Consider the following 16,248-nt stretch of genomic DNA (forward strand, 5'->3'; position numbering starts at 1 on the left):
ATAAGCTAATATTGGTCGGGATTGGCAGCTTTTGGGTATGAATTTTCTATCTTAGACGATAAATTAGCCTCAATGTTTCTAGCCAAATATCTTTGTCAGCTTAGTAAGTTAATTTTTATCAATGCTGTCTTTTCAGTAAGCCTTTTGATTTTCCTGAGTGAACATTGCAGTTCGCAAACCACCATAGAAAAAAATATCGCCAAAAAAATTAGCCATTATTACGATACACTCGACTACAATAAATTAAAAACCGCACATTCGATATTTAATGTAAATGGCAAAACAATTGAAATTTTTGGAACAAATCATGCGGTTTCGAATGTTGAGGATTCAATGTATAAAAGTTTACAACTTGAGCTTGATAAACTCAATCCTAGCGTAATCCTTACTGAAAGTTATGGCATTGTCTTTCCAGACATTGAAAAAACAGTAGCTTTTGGGGGCGAAAGTGGTTTCGGTGTTTTTGAAGCATTTAAAAGAGGCACTGAAACACATCTTTGGGATAATGCTAAGTTTGGGTCAGTTATCAATCAACTGCTCAGAGAATATAAGCGCGAAGATGTGTACATCACAATCGTATCCTTTTTAACAAAAGCATATACTCCAAGGGGTATTACATTCGAAGTTTTTTTTAGTAATATCGTTACGATGATGACAAATATGGGCTATCCATTAACCATTGATGAATCAAAGTCGGAATATTTCTTGACGCTATACAAAAAACATTTTTCACAAACATATAGCAGCGCCCCAAGCGAGAGTGATCTGGAGCATTACCATAAGGTTTTCAAAAATGGCATCTTTAATATTATAAATAACCGTTATATATTGCTTAGAGATCAAAATATGCTAGCGGTTATTGCAAGGATACTTAAAACCCACGATAAAATTTTTATCATCTGTGGCGCAGCACATCTGGGTTCTATGCGTATTGTACTCAACTCATATTTAAATAATCTAGTAGCTTTAAAATCATTGGCAGAAATAACTTCATTGTCTAATCTTGGTGATATGCCAAAATTAGGAGAGGAGGAGCTTTACATCAAAGAACTTGCATTAGGGAAAAAGAAAGTTTTATTCTGTGGAAGAACAGATGATCAATGGAAAAGTTATAAGAAAATGGATGCTACTCTAAAAGAAAAGGTAACCGATTTTAAACCTGGAGAAATTCTTGTGGAAGGGTTTGGAGATATAGCCAACAGTACACTCACTCCCTATAAAATAGTAGGAGAGTCGGGTTTGTTAAGGCAGATTGCGATTGACGGAAATATTCAGGTAACTAATTGGGAAAGGGACTTCAGTTATTTGTACTATGCGCTTGCATCAACTAAGGAAAAGATAAGTAGACATGATAAAATGGTTTATCCCCACAAAGAAGTTTATAGTACTATCGTGCTGTATAACTTAATAAAAAATCAGTCTAGCATAAGCAATTTTCATACCCATGGAGATTTTTGGAAAGCGGTCATTCAGCGTTTGGCATTTAGCAATTTCCCAATTCAAAGTAGTGAATTAGATTTTAACAACTGGAAAAGCACTTCCTCGGCATATTTAAAAGGAGGAGCCATTGTACCTGATTTTCAAATTGGCGTCAATTCGGAAAAGTTGAAGCCAATTGTAGAACAAATCAGGATTATTAAAGTAAACGAATTATTAGATGCGGTTAAAAAAAGTCTAATGCAAAATGAACGGATTGTTGTGCAGGGCGATCTGAAGACTATGCTCGCCGTAGAAATGGAGCTTAAAAAACTTAATTGGCAATAATAGAGATTTATGGCGACCAAACGTTAGTTCTCCATTTATCTCACAAGCCTTTTGAAATCCAGAACCGAATAAGCAAGTTGTAGCCTATGAAGACGGTTAATCAATTGATCAACATATTCTGGTCTGCACTGAGTTTTTCAGTAATAATCGTTCACGGGTACAGCGCTTGGGATACGATGCGGTTTTGTATCTCGCTTTTGTTTAACACGTTGATTTCAGTCTTTCCCTTATGTTTTTTAAAATTAAGCGGTAAAAAGAAGTTTTATGAAGATTTAGGTGTGCGGATAGTGCAAAAAGTTGTGCAAAACGGGGTTTGGATCAATAAAATGAATAAAAGAAGTCATCCTTCACACCAGATCGTGACCAGAAATAAAGGGCTGAACTTCTTAAAAACAACGAAGATGTACGAGCGGTTTCATTGGATGGGCATGATGTTTTTTCTGTTTCTACCCTGCACGCACTTTACTATACACAATATATCATCGCAATACTGATTACATTGCTTAATATCATCTATAATATTTATCCCATCATGTTGCAACAATATAACCGTTTAAGGATGGTTCAGATGAGGAAGAAGCAAAATATGCGCAGCTAATACTATAAGATTGGTTTGAGGAGGAGCTCCGTGGCATACAAAGAAAGGCTGATCAAATCATCTTACTATTAACCGCAAACGAAAGGGCCTCTACCATATTGCTTACCCCCAAACGTTCAAAAATCCGGCGTCTGTAATACTTCACGGTATCGGGTGCCACAAAAATTCTATCGGCAATCTGGTTAATGGTTAAACCTTGCGCATGCAGACGCAATATTTCTATTTCCCTTTTGCTGAGTTTTGGTTTCTCCGATTTTCGCCAGATTTTACTTTGGATATCCAGCTCCCAGAAGTCTTCGGTTCCCTGTTTGTATATGCAAATATTACCCGCCTGCTGGTGATGCGATATGGAAACAACACACATCGCTTTCCACATCTTTTCTTCGCTGGTTAAAAACAGTGGCGTAAGCTTGTGGTTAATCAGCATAGGTTTGCCCTCCTGATTGAGCAAATGGAAATCATAGGAGATACTGTATTGCTTTTTCTCCTTACCTGGCAGTTTGGCAAAGAAATCAAAACCAGCTTCATTGATCAGGTTTAACAGGGCTAAATCTTTTTCGGGTACATTTTTAAAATAGAATCCGTAACCCAGGTTGAGTACCTCTTCTGCCGAATAACCAGATAAAAACAAAGGGTTATCCGAAACATACTCAAAAGCCATCTTTTCATAATCAATCACATACATACTCTCGTAGGTTAACCTGGCAAAAGCTTTTATGGCTTCGAGGTAATCCTGCTGCTGAAGGTGGTCTTCTGCTACTATTTTCCCGACCTTATTCTTGGTAAACAGGCTCGAGTGAAGGTGGTTTGTCATTTACTAGGAAGGCTTAACTGCAAATTTACACTAAAGTGTAGCCTTTGAAAATATTTTTGTGTCCACTTTTACAGGAAATAATTTTGAAATGAAAAGAAGGTCTGAATTTGGCTTAGTGGAGTTAAAACAAATTGGACCAATGTTAAGGTTGGCTTTAATTGCGTGCGTGGTATTGGCTTTGATCATTGGTTTTGCATTATTTTTCCTTAAAGCAAAATTCATGCTATTTAACCTGGTTATGGTACTTTAACTTACATAAATTATTCATATGTAGCGTCTTAATTCGATAGGTGAGGAATAGAATTACATCAAAAGAAAATGTTAATCAATAAATGATATGCTCCCTGATTTAATAAAATGTAGAAACTGTAACCATGCCATTGATACAGATTACTGTGGCCATTGTGGCCAGCCCGTGCAGGTTAAAAGGGTAGACTGGCATTATATGCTGCACGAAATTCAGCATGTGCTGCATTTTGAAAAAGGCATATTGTACACGATAAAAGAATTACTGGTAAAGCCCGGACATAACATCAGGGAATTTATTGCCGATAACCGGAGTAGACTGGTAAAGCCGATTATCTTTATTATCATCACTTCCTTAATCTATACGATAATCGATCATTTCTTTCATATCGAACAAGGATATGTGAGTTATAGCAATAGTAAAGTGTCAACCGCAGGTTTAATATTCGGCTGGGTACAAAACCACTATGGTTATGGAAACATGATTATGGGGGTATATATTGCCTTTTGGCTGAAATTGTTTTTTAGGCAATACGGTTACAATTTTTTCGAAATTCTAATTCTATTGTGTTTTGTAATGGGCATGGGTATGCTGATTTTTGCTGCTTTCGCTGTTGTAGAAGGTTTGACAAAATTCGGAATGATGAAGATTGCAGGCATCATAGGGGTAACTTACTGCATCTGGGCCATTACACAGTTTTTTAACCAGAAGAAAGTGATGAACTATTTCAAAGCGCTAGCGGCCTATGGTTTAGGGATGATTACTTTCGGTCTTTCAGTAATGTTTTTGGGCTTTTTAATTGATGTTTTGTTGAAATATTAGGATTTTACAGGCACAATTTCTTAATCGCCCTCAATGTTATGCTTGTTAGGTCAAAGGAAATGACTGCTTCGCTTGTTTAATTTTTATTGAAATATTTTAGACCGATAGCCGAATTACAAGTGCAGGATCATCAATCAATCCAGCCATGATTTAGCTATTTTTACGCTATGTTAAACCTCGATTCGTTTCCCGATCTCCTCAAGCAGAACCATAAACTTGGGATCCGGATTATTTCTCCTTCACTCGGTCATCTTCCAAATAAATGTTAATTTGGTATCCATTAAAACAATAAGGAGATTAAGATTAAATACAAAGGCATGAATACTTCTAAAACACACAACGAGCGCATGGCAAAAATGACCTTTGCCTCGGTTTATCCCATGTATGTGGCCAAGGTAGAAAAGAAAGGCAGAACAATTGCAGAATTGCATCAGGTAATTATCTGGTTAACAGGTTTTAATGACAGTAAACTAAAAGAGCTCATCGACAAAAAAGTTACTTTTGAGGAATTCTTCCAGCAAGCTACTTTAAACCACAATGCTTCCCTCATCACCGGACTAATCTGTGGCTACCGGATAGAAGATATCGAAAATCATTTAACCAAGCAAGTGCGGTATCTGGATAAATTGGTTGATGAACTGGCCAAGGGCAGGAAGATGGAGAAGATTTTGAGGGAGGCTTAGGACTATTGTACGGCATTTTAAAATTAATCCCTAACTGAGTATTTTAAAGTCTTTGAAATCAATAAAAATGAAAATTCATTTTAAAATATAACGCACATCAAAATTGGAAGCGAAAGCTTTAAAAGAAAAAATACTTTTATGGTTAAATAAAGCTGATTATAATTTAATTGCGCAAAACGATGATAGCATTTCCTTGGGGACCAAACGGTAAACAATTTGACAAAATAAACAGAGGAACATTTGATATAATTGAATCTGGTGAAGAAAGAATAATATGGTTCAGCTACTATTTAACATTAACATTTGAATTGTTTTGGATATCACTATTAATCGTAATGAGCATTTTTAAAGCAGATCCATTTCTTTTTGCGTTGATTTGTAGTATTTTGATCTTGATAATTAGATATTTCGTGGCAAAATCCAAATGCCAGGTCGTGCTTAATAAAATTGTTGCTGAAACTCCTTTTCACCAGAGCGGCGTTCAAGAAAATGAAGATGAATTTGGTTTTAAATGATAAGGTTGAAAACTATGATTTTGGCTACAAGATGCTGACATTTGGCTACAGCTGCTTTTCGATTGTTGCGCAATTTTGTATCAACAAATAAAAAGAACAAAAAATGAATATCGTATTAACAGGTTCCTTAGGGAACATCGGAAAACCACTCACGCAGGAACTGGTAGAAAAAGGGCATCAGGTAACCGTAATCAGCAGTAGTGCTGAAAGGCAAGCAGATATTGAAGCATTGGGGGCAAAAGCCGCTATTGGCAGCATGTTCGATGCTGATTTTTTAAGCCTGACATTCAAGGGTGCGGATATTGTTTACCTCATGGAAACCATGGAAGCCGCGGGCGATATGTTTGACAAAGAAATCGATTTTATCGGAACCATCAACAAAATTGGTAACAGCTATAAAACAGCCATTGAACAATCGGGCGTAAAAAAAGTTGTGCACCTGAGCAGCATTGGTGCACATACCAATAAGGGAACGGGTATTTTAATTTTTCACTACAACGTAGAAAACATGTTGAAGCAACTTCCTGCCGATGTCGCCATTAAATTTATTCGTCCGGTTGGTTTTTACATCAACATGTTCTCCTTTGTGCAAAGTATCAAATATAAAGGTACAATCATTTCCAATTATGGTGGCGATACCAAAGAGCCATGGGTTTCGCCTTTAGATATCGCAGATGTAATCGCTGAAGAAATGGATAAACCTTTTGCCGGCCGAACCGTCCGTTATGTAGCAAGTGATGAGGTTTCGCCAAACGAAATTGCAAAAGCCCTGGGCGAGGCCATTGGTAAACCTGATCTGCAGTGGAAAGTCATTCCAGACGAACAGCTTTTAACGAATTGGCTGAGCATTGGTTTCAACGAACAGGTTGCCAGGGGTTTTGTAGAAATGCAGGCCAGTCAGGGCAGTGGTGTACTGTATGAAGATTATTATCGCAATCAACCGGTTCTGGGTAAAGTAAAACTTAAAGATTTTGCAAAGGATTTTGCCACGGTTTATCAAGCTGAAGACTAAAAACCAGGGATAGGCCAATGCCTTTAAATAAGTTTTTTTTGCCACAGATTTCGCAGATAAACACAGATTTAATATTGCATATGTGTTTATCCCCGCCTGAATGGCTGGGCAGGCTTTTTATCTCCTAAAGTCGGCACAAGTAGTGGTTAATTTCTCTCAATTCAGCTTCTGGGTAAATTGAAAATGGGGTATAAGCAGTTTGAAAAAAACGAACTGTGTTTTAACATTAAATTAAAAAAGCTAATTTTAAATTACAGCATGGAACAGAAACGTACACAAAGGATAAAAACAATCAGCGAATACCATAAACTGAGAAACTTACCTGCAGCCGAGCACCCTTTAATCAGTGTGATCGATTACAGTACGATGAAACGCCCGGCAGATATTAGTGAAGTAAACTGGGTGCTCGACTTTTATCTAGTTTCTATCAAACGCGGTATGAATGCCAAAATCAAATATGGGCAACAGGTATACGATTTTGACGAAGGCATTATGTTTTTTATTTCGCCCAATCAGGTGTTCAGGATAGAAGCGGATGCCAATCCAACAGCCGAACAGTCGGGTTATATGCTGTTGATCCATCCTGATTTTTTTTGGAATACCTCACTTGCCAAAAACATCAAACAATATCATTTTTTTGATTATTCGGTAAATGAAGCCCTGTTCCTTTCTGCCAAAGAAGAAGTAACCATTAATGATATTATTGCCAACATTCAGCAGGAATATCATGCAAACATTGATCGGTTTAGCCAGAGCATCATTATTTCGCATATTGAAACCTTGCTAAACTATTCGGAACGGTTTTATGAGAGACAGTTTATTACCAGGAAAATTACCAACCACCAAATTCTCGATCGGTTAGAAACGTTACTCGATGATTGTTTTAATAGCGAAAGCTTGGTAACCAAGGGCTTGCCCACTGTTCAGCTCATTGCCGATAGCTTAGCGGTATCGGTAAAATATCTCAGCGGTTTGCTCAATATATTAACCGGGCAAAGTACCCAGCAGCATATCCACAACAAGTTAATTGAAAAGGCAAAAGAGAAATTGTCTACCTCCAGTTTGTCCGTAAGCGAAATTGCGTATCAATTGGGTTTTGAACATCCACAATCCTTCAGCAAATTATTCAAGGCAAAAACACAGGTTTCGCCTTTGGCGTTCCGGGCATCGTTTAATTAACAATAAAGAAACTATAACTAATTATAAATTGTCATTCTGAGGGATAATTTATTGGATAAAAATCAATATGATTGACAGGAGAGAATGGGGGGTAAATCGCCTCAAAGTATCGTCATTGCGAGAAGGCTTTTTCAGCCGGCGAAGCGATCTTACAACGATCGCTACTAGCATGCGCTTTAGGATTTCCTGCCTGCAGCAGGCAGGCTTAGTACCTTGCACCGATAGCTATCGGATGACGGCCGCTTCACTGGAGCCTGTAAATGGTAGCTTGTAGAAGGGCCTAATTAAATGTCATACAAGGGGTTTCGACCACCCGTACCGACTTCTCGGGGGCATAGCGAGACAAATCCGAATGAAACTATAAATTATAGTATAGACTCTTTTATCTATACTAATCACTGATCAAACCTTACGCTTTAAATAAGTATATAGCCGCAGCATTTAAACCTCATCCTATCCCAAAAAATCCATAGGATATGTTTTTTGATTGTATTTCAGATCCATCTCCTTTAAAAGCTGTTTCCGCTCTTCGGTTAGTTCGGGGATTGGTGCCCGCTGACCTGGGAGTACTGGTACGCCGATTTCCTGAAATAATGCTTCCAAACCGGCCGGAACTACCGTGCACAGCAATCGCGCGTCTTTATCGGAGTTATTTTTAAAACAATGTATGGCACCACCAAAAGGAATGTTTACAAAGCCATCTTTCGTAACGGTTTGTTTGTCCGCCTCGGTTTTAAATTCCACCTCGCCCTCCAGCACATGAAACATTTCCTGGGTATCGGGGTGGGCATGCGGTGGCGGACCACCACCGGGCGGAACCGTCATTTCGATCACCGCATAATTGCCATTGGTCTGTTTTCCTGAAATGATAATTCTGTAATTGCCGCCAGCTATGCCGAGAAATTCTCCTTCACTTTTATCGGTGATCTGTATATTGGATTCCATATTGTATTCTTTAATTCCTATCGCCCGCTTTATACCTTAGGTTAAAACAAACACTTACTTATTTCAGTTTTCTTTCTTTTAAAAGATCTTCCAGGGCTTTATTTTTCACCTTATTCCTGCCGGCCATTGGTAAATAAATAAAGGGGAGAAAAGTTAAAAAACCAAAGCCGTTTCTAACGGTGCTGTAAACCGCGATTCCGAGCAGTAAGCCAATAAAAAGCCCATCGGTAAGTTTACTGGATTTCATCTTTTTTGCTTCCTGTAATAATGCTTCGTCTGTTAATTGCGCTAATTCTTGTGGAGTCATTTTTCTAGATTTTTAAAATAGTCGTTCGTTGCCAGGTTTTATCCTAATCAAAGCGTAATAACAAATATATGTATTAATGACATTTACTAAATCCAAACTGTGAAAAAATCTCATGCTAAACTAAGCTTGTGTAAATCGCTACTGATCAATGTTTTTTCGGATCCTGCTTAGAGACGACTGGGTAATGCCGATAAAGGAAGCGAGGTACGACAGCGGAATTCTGTTGGCCAGGGCAGGGAAATTGGTCAGGAACTTTAAATAGCGTTCTTTCGCATCACTAGGCATCATTGTGCTGATGCGGTTTACTTTTTCTGCCATTCCTTTAGCCGTAATTTTGGCAATGATGGCATCCCAACCAATGATGATCATGGACAGTTCTTCCATTACGGTTTTCGATATCGCGATATACTTGCAATCTGTAATGGCCTGAACATATTCAACAGAAGGTATTGCCAGGTTATAACTGTCTAGATCGGCGATAAAATGATTTTCGTCCAGAAAGTACTTGGTTATTTCGTCGCCTTTATGGTTATAATAACATACCCGCATAACACCTTCCGTAAGAAAGATGACTTCGCGGGCAATCTGTCCGGCTTCGTGATAGTACTGGTCTTTTTTAATTTCCTTCATTACCACTTTACCTCTAATCAGGTCGATCTGTTGTGGGTTCAGTTGTCCGAACAGCAGCAGGTAATTAATCAGTTGTTCCATATTTGCATTATTTCATCTGGCTCATCAGTATTTTATCGAATAGTTTATCCGATAATATTTTTCTCAAAAATAACATTGGTTTTGCCATTGCGCCACCCACATACCGCGTTTTTGGTGATTTGGCCTCAATACCTTTTTTGATCAATTTAGCAATAACTACCGGTTTTACGGCGTTTTTCTCCATTTCTCCGTACATTTTTACCATTGCTTTTGCGAGCTTCTGATAGGCGGTATTGCCTGATGAACGCATCAGATCTTCGGCACCGATCCCAATCATTTCTGATTGCGTTCCGCCTGGTTCTATAACAATCACATCGATGCCAAATGGTTTTACTTCATTTCTCAAAGCATCACTCAGGCCTTCAATGGCAAATTTACTCGCATGGTACCAGCTGCCCATAGGTAAACCCACTTTACCACCTACCGATGAAATATTGATGATCTTCCCGTACTGGTTTTTACGCATAACTGGTAATACGAGCTGGATCAGTCGCGCGGCGCCAAACAGGTTAATGTTTAACTGATTTTTCGCCTCGGTAACTGGTACATCTTCTAATGCACCGTAGGAGCCAAGTCCGGCGCTGTTGATCAGGATGTCGATACTTCCGGCCTCCGCCATCACCAGATCAAAGCAGGAAACCATACTTTCTTCATTGGTAATATCTAAAGCGATAGGTTTTATACCATATTCCTGTAATTCCTTTAACTTTTCTATTCTGCGTGCCGCTCCGTAAACATTATAGTTGTTTTGCGCCAGGTAAATCGCTGTGGCTTTACCAATGCCTGAGGATGCGCCCGTAATCAATACTGTCTTTGTCATTTTTATATTAAATTAATGAATAAGACAAAGATCTGTGAACGTTACAAGATAACATTTGCCATTTGGCAAAAAGCGTTAGGTAAAAGAATTTATAATTAATGGAGCCAGTATAAGGCGATACTACAACAAAAACGCAGTTGCGGTTACGATCAAAAAAACCGCAAAAGAAAAGCCAACATCCCAACTGAAAAACCAGAAGCGCCTTTCGGGTACAGCAGATTCGCTGAGCTTTTGCCTCAACAGATCTACTTTAACCTGGTTCTCTGCCATTTCCTTTTGCATGATTTTGATATCAGGGAACTTCCTTCCATCCTGCGAAGTTGCCGGATATACGATATATTTTCCGGAAGCCGTTGAGAGATAAATGAGGGGTACGCCCCCAAAAAATGATTTAAACTGATAACCTAAAATTTGTTTTGGCTTCGCATCCATAAGCAGACCGTCTTGCCAGCTGATCGTATTGCGGCCATAGGCAAAATACAATAGGGTAATGCCGATGATTGCGGGCCCGGCCATGAAAGCCGTTGTATGCGTTCCGAAATAATTATTTACTTCCCTGGCACGCTGGGCAAGTGCCGGATAACCATTATGCGACGCTATCGCAAAAAGAAAAACCAAGGTAAACATCCAGAACACCATGTCGAAAGCTAAAAAAGCAATACGCAGGTTGCCACATTTAAAGCGGAGCACTTCGGGGCCAGGTAGCGTTATGGGAGTAGATTCGTTAAAATACATAGGATATAAACATAGGTATGCACAATTGGTTCTGTGAAATCTTTTCCATTTTTTGTTTGAGAGATGATTTGAGGCGTGACCACAAGCTATCGGAGCAACCTCCAAATCACGTTCTTCTTTATCAAACTTGTTTTAAGGATGGATAAACGCAGTTTATTTCTTTCTTACAAACTTGTCAAGCCAACTATCCCGCTCTTTAACTGTTCCTAAATATTTATGGTACCTAAGTCCTGAAGTGTTGGCAGATGCAAATTGTTCAGCTAAATCTGAATATTGCTTTGCTTTCTCTTGTCGCCCTTTTACATTATTAATTATTGAAAGGATGGAATTTACTTTATATTTTTCAATTGGAAACATCATTCTTGAATAACGCTCTAATAGTATTTTTTCAAGCCCATCAAACAATTCCAACTGGTTTGTCTTTACAACTAACTCCGAATAGTTTAAATATGCTTCTGTTATAACATTGGGGTATACTTTCTCAAAATCAAGCGCTTGTTTGTAGAAGTCGATTGCTGATTTATAATCTACATTCAATTTGTAAATGTCACCTAGGGTCTTGAGTGCTGAACCCCTGTTAAAATTGTCGTCTGGATAATCGGTTAACATTTTAATGAGCAATGTTTCGGCGACATTCAATAGCCCCTTGTTTTTGGTCTCAACTAACTCAATTGCTTGTATCTTTAAATATTGGGCCCGCCCGTCTTTTCTTGCTCTTCCGAGTTTTGCAAAGAATTCTTCTTCATCTATTTTTGCCCAAGTTTTTCGTCTATACCACTCTGCCATTTGAGATTGTTAAGTTTAGGTGTCAATCAAAATTAAATATAATCCATTTCTTTTAACAGTATTTCTTTCTCGTTTTCATTGAGTAATTCTGCTAATGTATGCTTGCTATCAACGCCAATTTTTAAAATGTAAAGCCAATTAGGGTCATTTAAAATGGCCTCATGGTTATAATCATCATGGTTGGGTGAGTAGTATTTGGCAAGTTCTTCGTGCCAGGTTTTAATTATTTCGTACTCATGCAAAGTTATCCAGCCATTATCTAATGGGGGTTTATAAATGTTGTCAACAGCCAGGTCATCAAAATAACTGCACATAAATTCTACAAATGACCAATGCGGATTGTTCTGCGTCCTGTCGAGCCAGGATTTCTTTTGAAGATCGAAAGATGTTAATTCATTCATGCAGTTCAGCCACTTCTCTCTCCATAATTTCTTCATGTTACTTTCCATAAATCATTGATTGGTGTGACAGTTTATGATTGTTAATTTACTACCAAGATATTAATTTTCGTCAGCAAACAATCTACAACAGCAGTCTATCCAAAAAGGAAATATCTCCTCTTCTCTTGTACATTTTATTTTCAAACACTTAAATATCAGATTGTATATTTGAGCAATAAAATATCCTCATGGCCAGTGCAAACGATATCAAAAGGCTAACACGCCTGAGCGCAATATTATTACAGCTGCAAACCAAACGCGTGGTAAGTTCGGGCGACCTTGCTGAGAAATTTAACGTCAGCGTTCGCACCATTTACCGCGACATCAGGGTGCTGGAGCAGATTGGCGTTCCCATTGCCAGCAGTGAAGGGAAAGGTTATTCGCTTGCCGAAGGTTATAAAATCCCGCCAATCATGTTTTCGGAAGAGGAGGCCAGTGCCTTAATTACCGCCGGACAATTGCTTAGGCTTAATAAAGACAGTTCCTTAATCAGCGCTTTCGAACAAGCGGTAAACAAAGTTAAAGCCGTATTGAACTATACGGCCAAAGAGAAACTGGAACTCCTTTCTACAAGGGTGGCAGTGAGCCCTGTGCATATCGAACCCGCCACCAGCAGTTCGCTGGCCCTGATCCAAAACGCGCTCACCAGTTTTACCCTGTTACGCATCCGCTACCAGGCGGAAGGTAAAGGAGATACCGAGCGACTGATAGAACCATTCGCCTTTTATTATAGTGGCCAGCAACAATGGGCGCTGATTGCCTTTTGCAGGCTTCGGAACGATTTCAGGATGTTCCGGCTGGATAGGATCAGCGAGGTTTATCCCATGGAGATAAAGTTTGCACCCCACCAGCTGAGCCTGCAACAATATTTAGAAGAAAAAGAAAAAAACTTTTTAAGCAGTGACAAACAGTTGTCATAAGGCCATTATAATTTCGCTTTACAAATAAAATTTTAAAGCGATGAATTTAGTATCTATTCGAATCATTACCGCCAACATCGGAGAAATGATCACCTTTTATGAACGGGTAACAGGCATTCCTGCCATTAAGTATACTCCGGATTTTGCCGAGGTGAAAACCAAAACGGCCACACTTGCTATAGGAAGCACCAGAACCTTACAGTTTTTTGGCGGCGATTCGGTAGCGGAAGCAGCACACAACCGTAGCGCGATTATCGAATTCTTTGTTGCCGACGTAGAAGAAGAATTCCGGAGATTGGCCCCCATTTTAAACGCGCCGGTGGTTCAGGAACCCACCCTGATGCCCTGGGGAAATAAGTCGCTGTTACTGAGAGATCCTGATGGTAATCTGGTAAACCTGTTTACGCCTGCTAGTCCTGAAGCAATAGCTAAGTTTGGGTAGGAAATATTGTAGGATATGGGTAATGTGATTAAGCTAAATGTTTTTTTGCCACAGATGCCACAGATAAACAGGGATTCTTATATCCGACCTGAACGGTAGGGCAGTTGTGTCCATCTGTGGTTAAAAAGGGTTGTTAACTGATAAAGGTCTTCGACTAAACTCGGACTGGCAAAACGGGGAACATTTATTAAGGAGAGAAACTAGAAGTGGTTTTACCATATCGGTCATTTAAGAAACAGATAAGCCTTATGTGATCTTATATTTCTTCTATGGTTAATAATGGCTGTTAATTTATAATGGTCTTCGACTACGCTCAGACTGACAAAACGGGGAACATTAACTAAGGAGAGAACTAGAAGTGGTTTTACAATATCAGTCATTTAAGGCATATATAAGCCTTAGGTGATCTTATATTTCTTCTATGGTTAATAATGGCCTTTAATTTATAATGGTCTTCGACTACGCTCAGACTGACAAAATCAGAGGTATGTATTGAAGAGGAATCCAGGAATGATACAACGCTGTGCTTCAATGCCGTCTGCCGGTTAAATTGCTAAATATAATATGTCGCAATCCACATCTAACGTTGTCGTTTTTACGTCGCACTAAATTCTTTGATGCGCGCCATATTTGTATTGTCAATACAGATCAACAAAAACGAACAGCCATATGAAAAATTTACTCAAAACTGGTAATCGGGTTAAATCATTACTCATTACAATCATGACCATCACAGCCGCGCAATCAAATGCACAGGTTAAACCCGCGCAGAGCGGCTACGCACCTGTTAAAGATACTAAAGTATATTACGAAGTGTACGGCGAGGGTAAACCACTGGTATTAATCCATGGTGCTTTTATGACCATCGCAGGAAACTGGGGCCAACTCATACCCGAATTATCAAAAACCAGAAAGGTAATTGCCATCGAAATGCAGGGACATGGACACACACCTTATTCAGAACGTAAATTAGATCAGCCTACCCTGGCCAGTGATGTGGAAGCGGTGATGAATTATTTAAAAGTAGACAGTGCTGATGTGGTAGGTTATAGCATGGGTGGTACCATTGCATACCAGTTCGCCTTACAAAGCCCTAAACGGCTAAAAAAACTGGTGATTATTTCTTCCACCTATAAATCCACTGGCTGGATGCCCGAAGTCAATAATGCCTTTAAAGGGATGAAACCTGAATTTTTAACAAACACCCCAATGAAAACGGCCTACGATGCAGTTGCACCCGACAAAACTAAATGGACAAAGTTTTTAGAACAGATGATCGCATATGCCAATGTGCCATTCGATATGGGTGATGCCAATATTGCAAAAATTACCGCACCGGTACTGATCATCGCAGGCGACAATGATGGCCTGGATAAAATAGAACTGATCAAAACCTATCAATTGTTGGGCGGTGTTAAATTTGCAGATATGGGTGCAATGCCAAAATCGCATCTGGCCATTGTTCCGGGGCAAACGCACGTAGGCCTGATGATGCAGACTGAAACTATACTAGGTTATTTGAATGGTTTTTTAAAGTAAATGCTTCAATCTTTTTAATGTATAAACAGCAAGAGGTTCAAGAGATACCCTTGCCGTTTTTATTTTAAATAAAGCCTCTTGAAATGGTCTTCACTAGAGATTGTCCTTAGCAATTACGCTCCAGTCGTCCGATCCATGTCCCTTTGCGATCCAGCTGTCCATTAAGGCCGCTACAGCTGGTGCAACTGTAAGTTCAATGCCTTTTTCATTTGCCGCACTGATCATCAGGCCGGCATCTTTACGTGCCATATCCAGTTCCCAGGAGGGTTTGCTAAAATCTCCTGTCCTGATCTTATCAAACCTGGCCGGAGCACCTGCTCCAGGGTTCCATGAGGCAAAAAGTGAAGAGATATCTGCAGTATCAATACCCAGGGCTTTTGCAAGCCCGAGGCAATCAGAAAGTCCTGCGGTAAGTGAAATTAGAAAAAGATTTCCGATGAGTTTGATGCCTGCGGCCTTTCCCTCTTCAGGGCCAAAATTGATCAGCTTTCCGGTCATTTTGGAAAGTTCGTCCTTAACCCTTTCAACCACGACCTGATCGCCGGATACCAGCATATTTCCAGTACTTTCGAGCGCATTCGGCGGCCCCATAAACACAGGAGCATGCAGGTAGGTGAATGCCCTGGCTTTCCACGCTGCTGTTCTTTCTATCGCACCCTGTGCTGAAGTGGTGGTATGGTCGATAATAGTAACACCAGGTGTAAAGCCACTGCTTGCGGCCAACAGAACTTCATTTACCGTGGCATCGTCTTTTAGTGTGAGGTGGATCACTTCAGCGCCTTTTACGGCATCGATAATGCTTTCAAAAGCTTTTGCGCCTTCGGCTTCCAGTACTTTCGCCTTTGATGCCGTTCTGTTCCACACCTGAACTTGCTCGCCCTTGCGGAGCATTGCTTTCACAAAATTTGCGCCCAACAGGCCCATACCCAAAAATGCTTTCATAGAATGTTTTATTAATTGCATAAATGT

The 16,248-nt window shown here is 39.5% G+C and carries 20 protein-coding genes; 11 read left to right on the forward strand and 9 right to left on the reverse strand.

Annotation, left to right across the window (positions count from 1 at the left end; all coding sequences use genetic code 11):
• The first annotated feature begins 72 nt into the window (after positions 1-72).
• The 3 genes from R2S57_RS15035 (at position 73) to R2S57_RS30535 (ending at position 2,362) form a co-directional block, all read left to right on the forward strand.
• Positions 73-1,764: a hypothetical protein gene (locus R2S57_RS15035; RefSeq protein WP_316845775.1), complete on the forward strand. Its 1,692-nt coding sequence runs from the start codon at positions 73-75 to the stop codon at positions 1,762-1,764.
• Positions 1,765-1,940: 176 nt separating this feature from the next.
• Positions 1,941-2,258, forward strand: a complete 318-nt coding sequence (locus R2S57_RS30530) for a hypothetical protein (protein WP_410479077.1) — start codon at positions 1,941-1,943, stop codon at positions 2,256-2,258.
• Complete coding sequence (locus tag R2S57_RS30535) at positions 2,183-2,362, forward strand: hypothetical protein (RefSeq protein ID WP_410479076.1); 180 nt, start codon at positions 2,183-2,185, stop codon at positions 2,360-2,362. Before R2S57_RS30530 ends, R2S57_RS30535 begins: the two co-directional genes overlap by 76 nt.
• Before the next feature lie 52 nt (positions 2,363-2,414).
• On the opposite strand, the gene R2S57_RS15040 is transcribed toward R2S57_RS30535, so the two are convergent.
• On the reverse strand, positions 2,415-3,176 hold the full coding sequence (locus R2S57_RS15040; RefSeq protein ID WP_316845776.1) for a helix-turn-helix transcriptional regulator: 762 nt from the start codon (positions 3,174-3,176) through the stop codon (positions 2,415-2,417).
• A gap of 337 nt (positions 3,177-3,513) precedes the next feature.
• Between R2S57_RS15040 and R2S57_RS15045 the strand changes: the two genes are divergently transcribed.
• The 5 genes from R2S57_RS15045 to R2S57_RS15065 all read left to right on the forward strand — a co-directional run bounded on the left by R2S57_RS15045 (position 3,514) and on the right by R2S57_RS15065 (position 7,634).
• The gene (locus tag R2S57_RS15045; RefSeq protein ID WP_316845777.1) at positions 3,514-4,245 is read left to right on the forward strand and encodes a DUF3667 domain-containing protein; all 732 of its coding nucleotides are present in this window, start codon (positions 3,514-3,516) and stop codon (positions 4,243-4,245) included.
• A 317-nt stretch (positions 4,246-4,562) separates the two neighbouring features.
• Entirely contained in the window at positions 4,563-4,928 is a 366-nt protein-coding gene (locus R2S57_RS15050; RefSeq protein WP_316845778.1) for a DUF2200 domain-containing protein, read from the forward strand.
• A 179-nt stretch (positions 4,929-5,107) separates the two neighbouring features.
• A complete protein-coding gene (locus R2S57_RS15055) occupies positions 5,108-5,443 on the forward strand; it encodes a hypothetical protein (protein WP_316845779.1) in 336 nt (111 codons plus the stop codon).
• Positions 5,444-5,546: 103 nt separating this feature from the next.
• A complete protein-coding gene (locus tag R2S57_RS15060) occupies positions 5,547-6,455 on the forward strand; it encodes an NAD(P)H-binding protein (RefSeq protein WP_316845780.1) in 909 nt (302 codons plus the stop codon).
• A 258-nt stretch (positions 6,456-6,713) separates the two neighbouring features.
• Entirely contained in the window at positions 6,714-7,634 is a 921-nt protein-coding gene (locus tag R2S57_RS15065) for an AraC family transcriptional regulator (RefSeq protein WP_316845781.1), read from the forward strand.
• A gap of 453 nt (positions 7,635-8,087) precedes the next feature.
• Here R2S57_RS15065 and R2S57_RS15070 read toward each other — a convergent pair whose 3' ends face one another.
• The 7 genes from R2S57_RS15070 to R2S57_RS15100 all read right to left on the reverse strand — a co-directional run bounded on the left by R2S57_RS15070 (position 8,088) and on the right by R2S57_RS15100 (position 12,387).
• Positions 8,088-8,579: a cupin domain-containing protein gene (locus R2S57_RS15070; RefSeq protein WP_316845782.1), complete on the reverse strand. Its 492-nt coding sequence runs from the start codon at positions 8,577-8,579 to the stop codon at positions 8,088-8,090.
• Between the two features lie 58 nt (positions 8,580-8,637).
• The gene (locus R2S57_RS15075; RefSeq protein WP_316845783.1) at positions 8,638-8,886 is read right to left on the reverse strand and encodes a hypothetical protein; all 249 of its coding nucleotides are present in this window, start codon (positions 8,884-8,886) and stop codon (positions 8,638-8,640) included.
• 138 nt (positions 8,887-9,024) lie between these two features.
• A complete protein-coding gene (locus R2S57_RS15080; RefSeq protein WP_316845784.1) occupies positions 9,025-9,597 on the reverse strand; it encodes a Crp/Fnr family transcriptional regulator in 573 nt (190 codons plus the stop codon).
• 7 nt (positions 9,598-9,604) lie between these two features.
• Positions 9,605-10,417 (reverse strand): oxidoreductase, encoded by an 813-nt coding sequence (locus tag R2S57_RS15085; RefSeq protein WP_316845785.1) that lies wholly within the window; start codon positions 10,415-10,417, stop codon positions 9,605-9,607.
• A 120-nt stretch (positions 10,418-10,537) separates the two neighbouring features.
• Positions 10,538-11,152: a hypothetical protein gene (locus tag R2S57_RS15090; protein WP_316845786.1), complete on the reverse strand. Its 615-nt coding sequence runs from the start codon at positions 11,150-11,152 to the stop codon at positions 10,538-10,540.
• Positions 11,153-11,305: 153 nt separating this feature from the next.
• Complete coding sequence (locus tag R2S57_RS15095; RefSeq protein ID WP_316845787.1) at positions 11,306-11,938, reverse strand: hypothetical protein; 633 nt, start codon at positions 11,936-11,938, stop codon at positions 11,306-11,308.
• A gap of 32 nt (positions 11,939-11,970) precedes the next feature.
• The gene (locus R2S57_RS15100) at positions 11,971-12,387 is read right to left on the reverse strand and encodes a hypothetical protein (RefSeq protein ID WP_316845788.1); all 417 of its coding nucleotides are present in this window, start codon (positions 12,385-12,387) and stop codon (positions 11,971-11,973) included.
• Between the two features lie 179 nt (positions 12,388-12,566).
• Here R2S57_RS15100 and R2S57_RS15105 point away from each other — a divergent pair, with 179 nt between their 5' ends.
• The 3 genes from R2S57_RS15105 (at position 12,567) to R2S57_RS15115 (ending at position 15,279) form a co-directional block, all read left to right on the forward strand.
• A complete protein-coding gene (locus R2S57_RS15105; RefSeq protein ID WP_316845789.1) occupies positions 12,567-13,298 on the forward strand; it encodes a YafY family protein in 732 nt (243 codons plus the stop codon).
• Positions 13,299-13,338: 40 nt separating this feature from the next.
• Positions 13,339-13,740: a VOC family protein gene (locus tag R2S57_RS15110; RefSeq protein WP_316845790.1), complete on the forward strand. Its 402-nt coding sequence runs from the start codon at positions 13,339-13,341 to the stop codon at positions 13,738-13,740.
• 669 nt (positions 13,741-14,409) lie between these two features.
• Entirely contained in the window at positions 14,410-15,279 is an 870-nt protein-coding gene (locus tag R2S57_RS15115) for an alpha/beta hydrolase (protein ID WP_316845791.1), read from the forward strand.
• A gap of 93 nt (positions 15,280-15,372) precedes the next feature.
• Here R2S57_RS15115 and R2S57_RS15120 read toward each other — a convergent pair whose 3' ends face one another.
• Positions 15,373-16,221, reverse strand: a complete 849-nt coding sequence (locus R2S57_RS15120; RefSeq protein WP_316845792.1) for an NAD(P)-dependent oxidoreductase — start codon at positions 16,219-16,221, stop codon at positions 15,373-15,375.
• Positions 16,222-16,248: the final 27 nt, after the last annotated feature.

It is taken from the genome of Pedobacter psychrodurus (assembly GCF_032678585.1).
Classification (GTDB): Bacteria; Bacteroidota; Bacteroidia; order Sphingobacteriales; family Sphingobacteriaceae; genus Pedobacter; species Pedobacter psychrodurus_A.

Excerpts from the sequence above, each read along its gene's own strand:
- R2S57_RS15045 (WP_316845777.1), top strand. The coding sequence starts at position 3,514 with ATGCTCCCTGATTTAATAAAATGTAGAAACTGTAACCATGCCATTGAT.
- R2S57_RS15085 (WP_316845785.1), bottom strand. The coding sequence starts at position 10,417 with ATGACAAAGACAGTATTGATTACGGGCGCATCCTCAGGCATTGGTAAA.
- R2S57_RS15110 (WP_316845790.1), top strand. The coding sequence starts at position 13,339 with ATGAATTTAGTATCTATTCGAATCATTACCGCCAACATCGGAGAAATG.
- R2S57_RS15105 (WP_316845789.1), top strand. The coding sequence starts at position 12,567 with ATGGCCAGTGCAAACGATATCAAAAGGCTAACACGCCTGAGCGCAATA.
- R2S57_RS15075 (WP_316845783.1), bottom strand. The coding sequence starts at position 8,886 with ATGACTCCACAAGAATTAGCGCAATTAACAGACGAAGCATTATTACAG.
- R2S57_RS15060 (WP_316845780.1), top strand. The coding sequence starts at position 5,547 with ATGAATATCGTATTAACAGGTTCCTTAGGGAACATCGGAAAACCACTC.
- R2S57_RS15115 (WP_316845791.1), top strand. The coding sequence starts at position 14,410 with ATGAAAAATTTACTCAAAACTGGTAATCGGGTTAAATCATTACTCATT.
- R2S57_RS15070 (WP_316845782.1), bottom strand. The coding sequence starts at position 8,579 with ATGGAATCCAATATACAGATCACCGATAAAAGTGAAGGAGAATTTCTC.
- R2S57_RS15055 (WP_316845779.1), top strand. The coding sequence starts at position 5,108 with ATGATAGCATTTCCTTGGGGACCAAACGGTAAACAATTTGACAAAATA.
- R2S57_RS15040 (WP_316845776.1), bottom strand. The coding sequence starts at position 3,176 with ATGACAAACCACCTTCACTCGAGCCTGTTTACCAAGAATAAGGTCGGG.
- R2S57_RS15080 (WP_316845784.1), bottom strand. The coding sequence starts at position 9,597 with ATGGAACAACTGATTAATTACCTGCTGCTGTTCGGACAACTGAACCCA.
- R2S57_RS30530 (WP_410479077.1), top strand. The coding sequence starts at position 1,941 with ATGCGGTTTTGTATCTCGCTTTTGTTTAACACGTTGATTTCAGTCTTT.
- R2S57_RS15065 (WP_316845781.1), top strand. The coding sequence starts at position 6,714 with ATGGAACAGAAACGTACACAAAGGATAAAAACAATCAGCGAATACCAT.
- R2S57_RS15095 (WP_316845787.1), bottom strand. The coding sequence starts at position 11,938 with ATGGCAGAGTGGTATAGACGAAAAACTTGGGCAAAAATAGATGAAGAA.
- R2S57_RS15035 (WP_316845775.1), top strand. The coding sequence starts at position 73 with ATGTTTCTAGCCAAATATCTTTGTCAGCTTAGTAAGTTAATTTTTATC.
- R2S57_RS15100 (WP_316845788.1), bottom strand. The coding sequence starts at position 12,387 with ATGGAAAGTAACATGAAGAAATTATGGAGAGAGAAGTGGCTGAACTGC.
- R2S57_RS15050 (WP_316845778.1), top strand. The coding sequence starts at position 4,563 with ATGAATACTTCTAAAACACACAACGAGCGCATGGCAAAAATGACCTTT.
- R2S57_RS15090 (WP_316845786.1), bottom strand. The coding sequence starts at position 11,152 with ATGTATTTTAACGAATCTACTCCCATAACGCTACCTGGCCCCGAAGTG.
- R2S57_RS15120 (WP_316845792.1), bottom strand. The coding sequence starts at position 16,221 with ATGAAAGCATTTTTGGGTATGGGCCTGTTGGGCGCAAATTTTGTGAAA.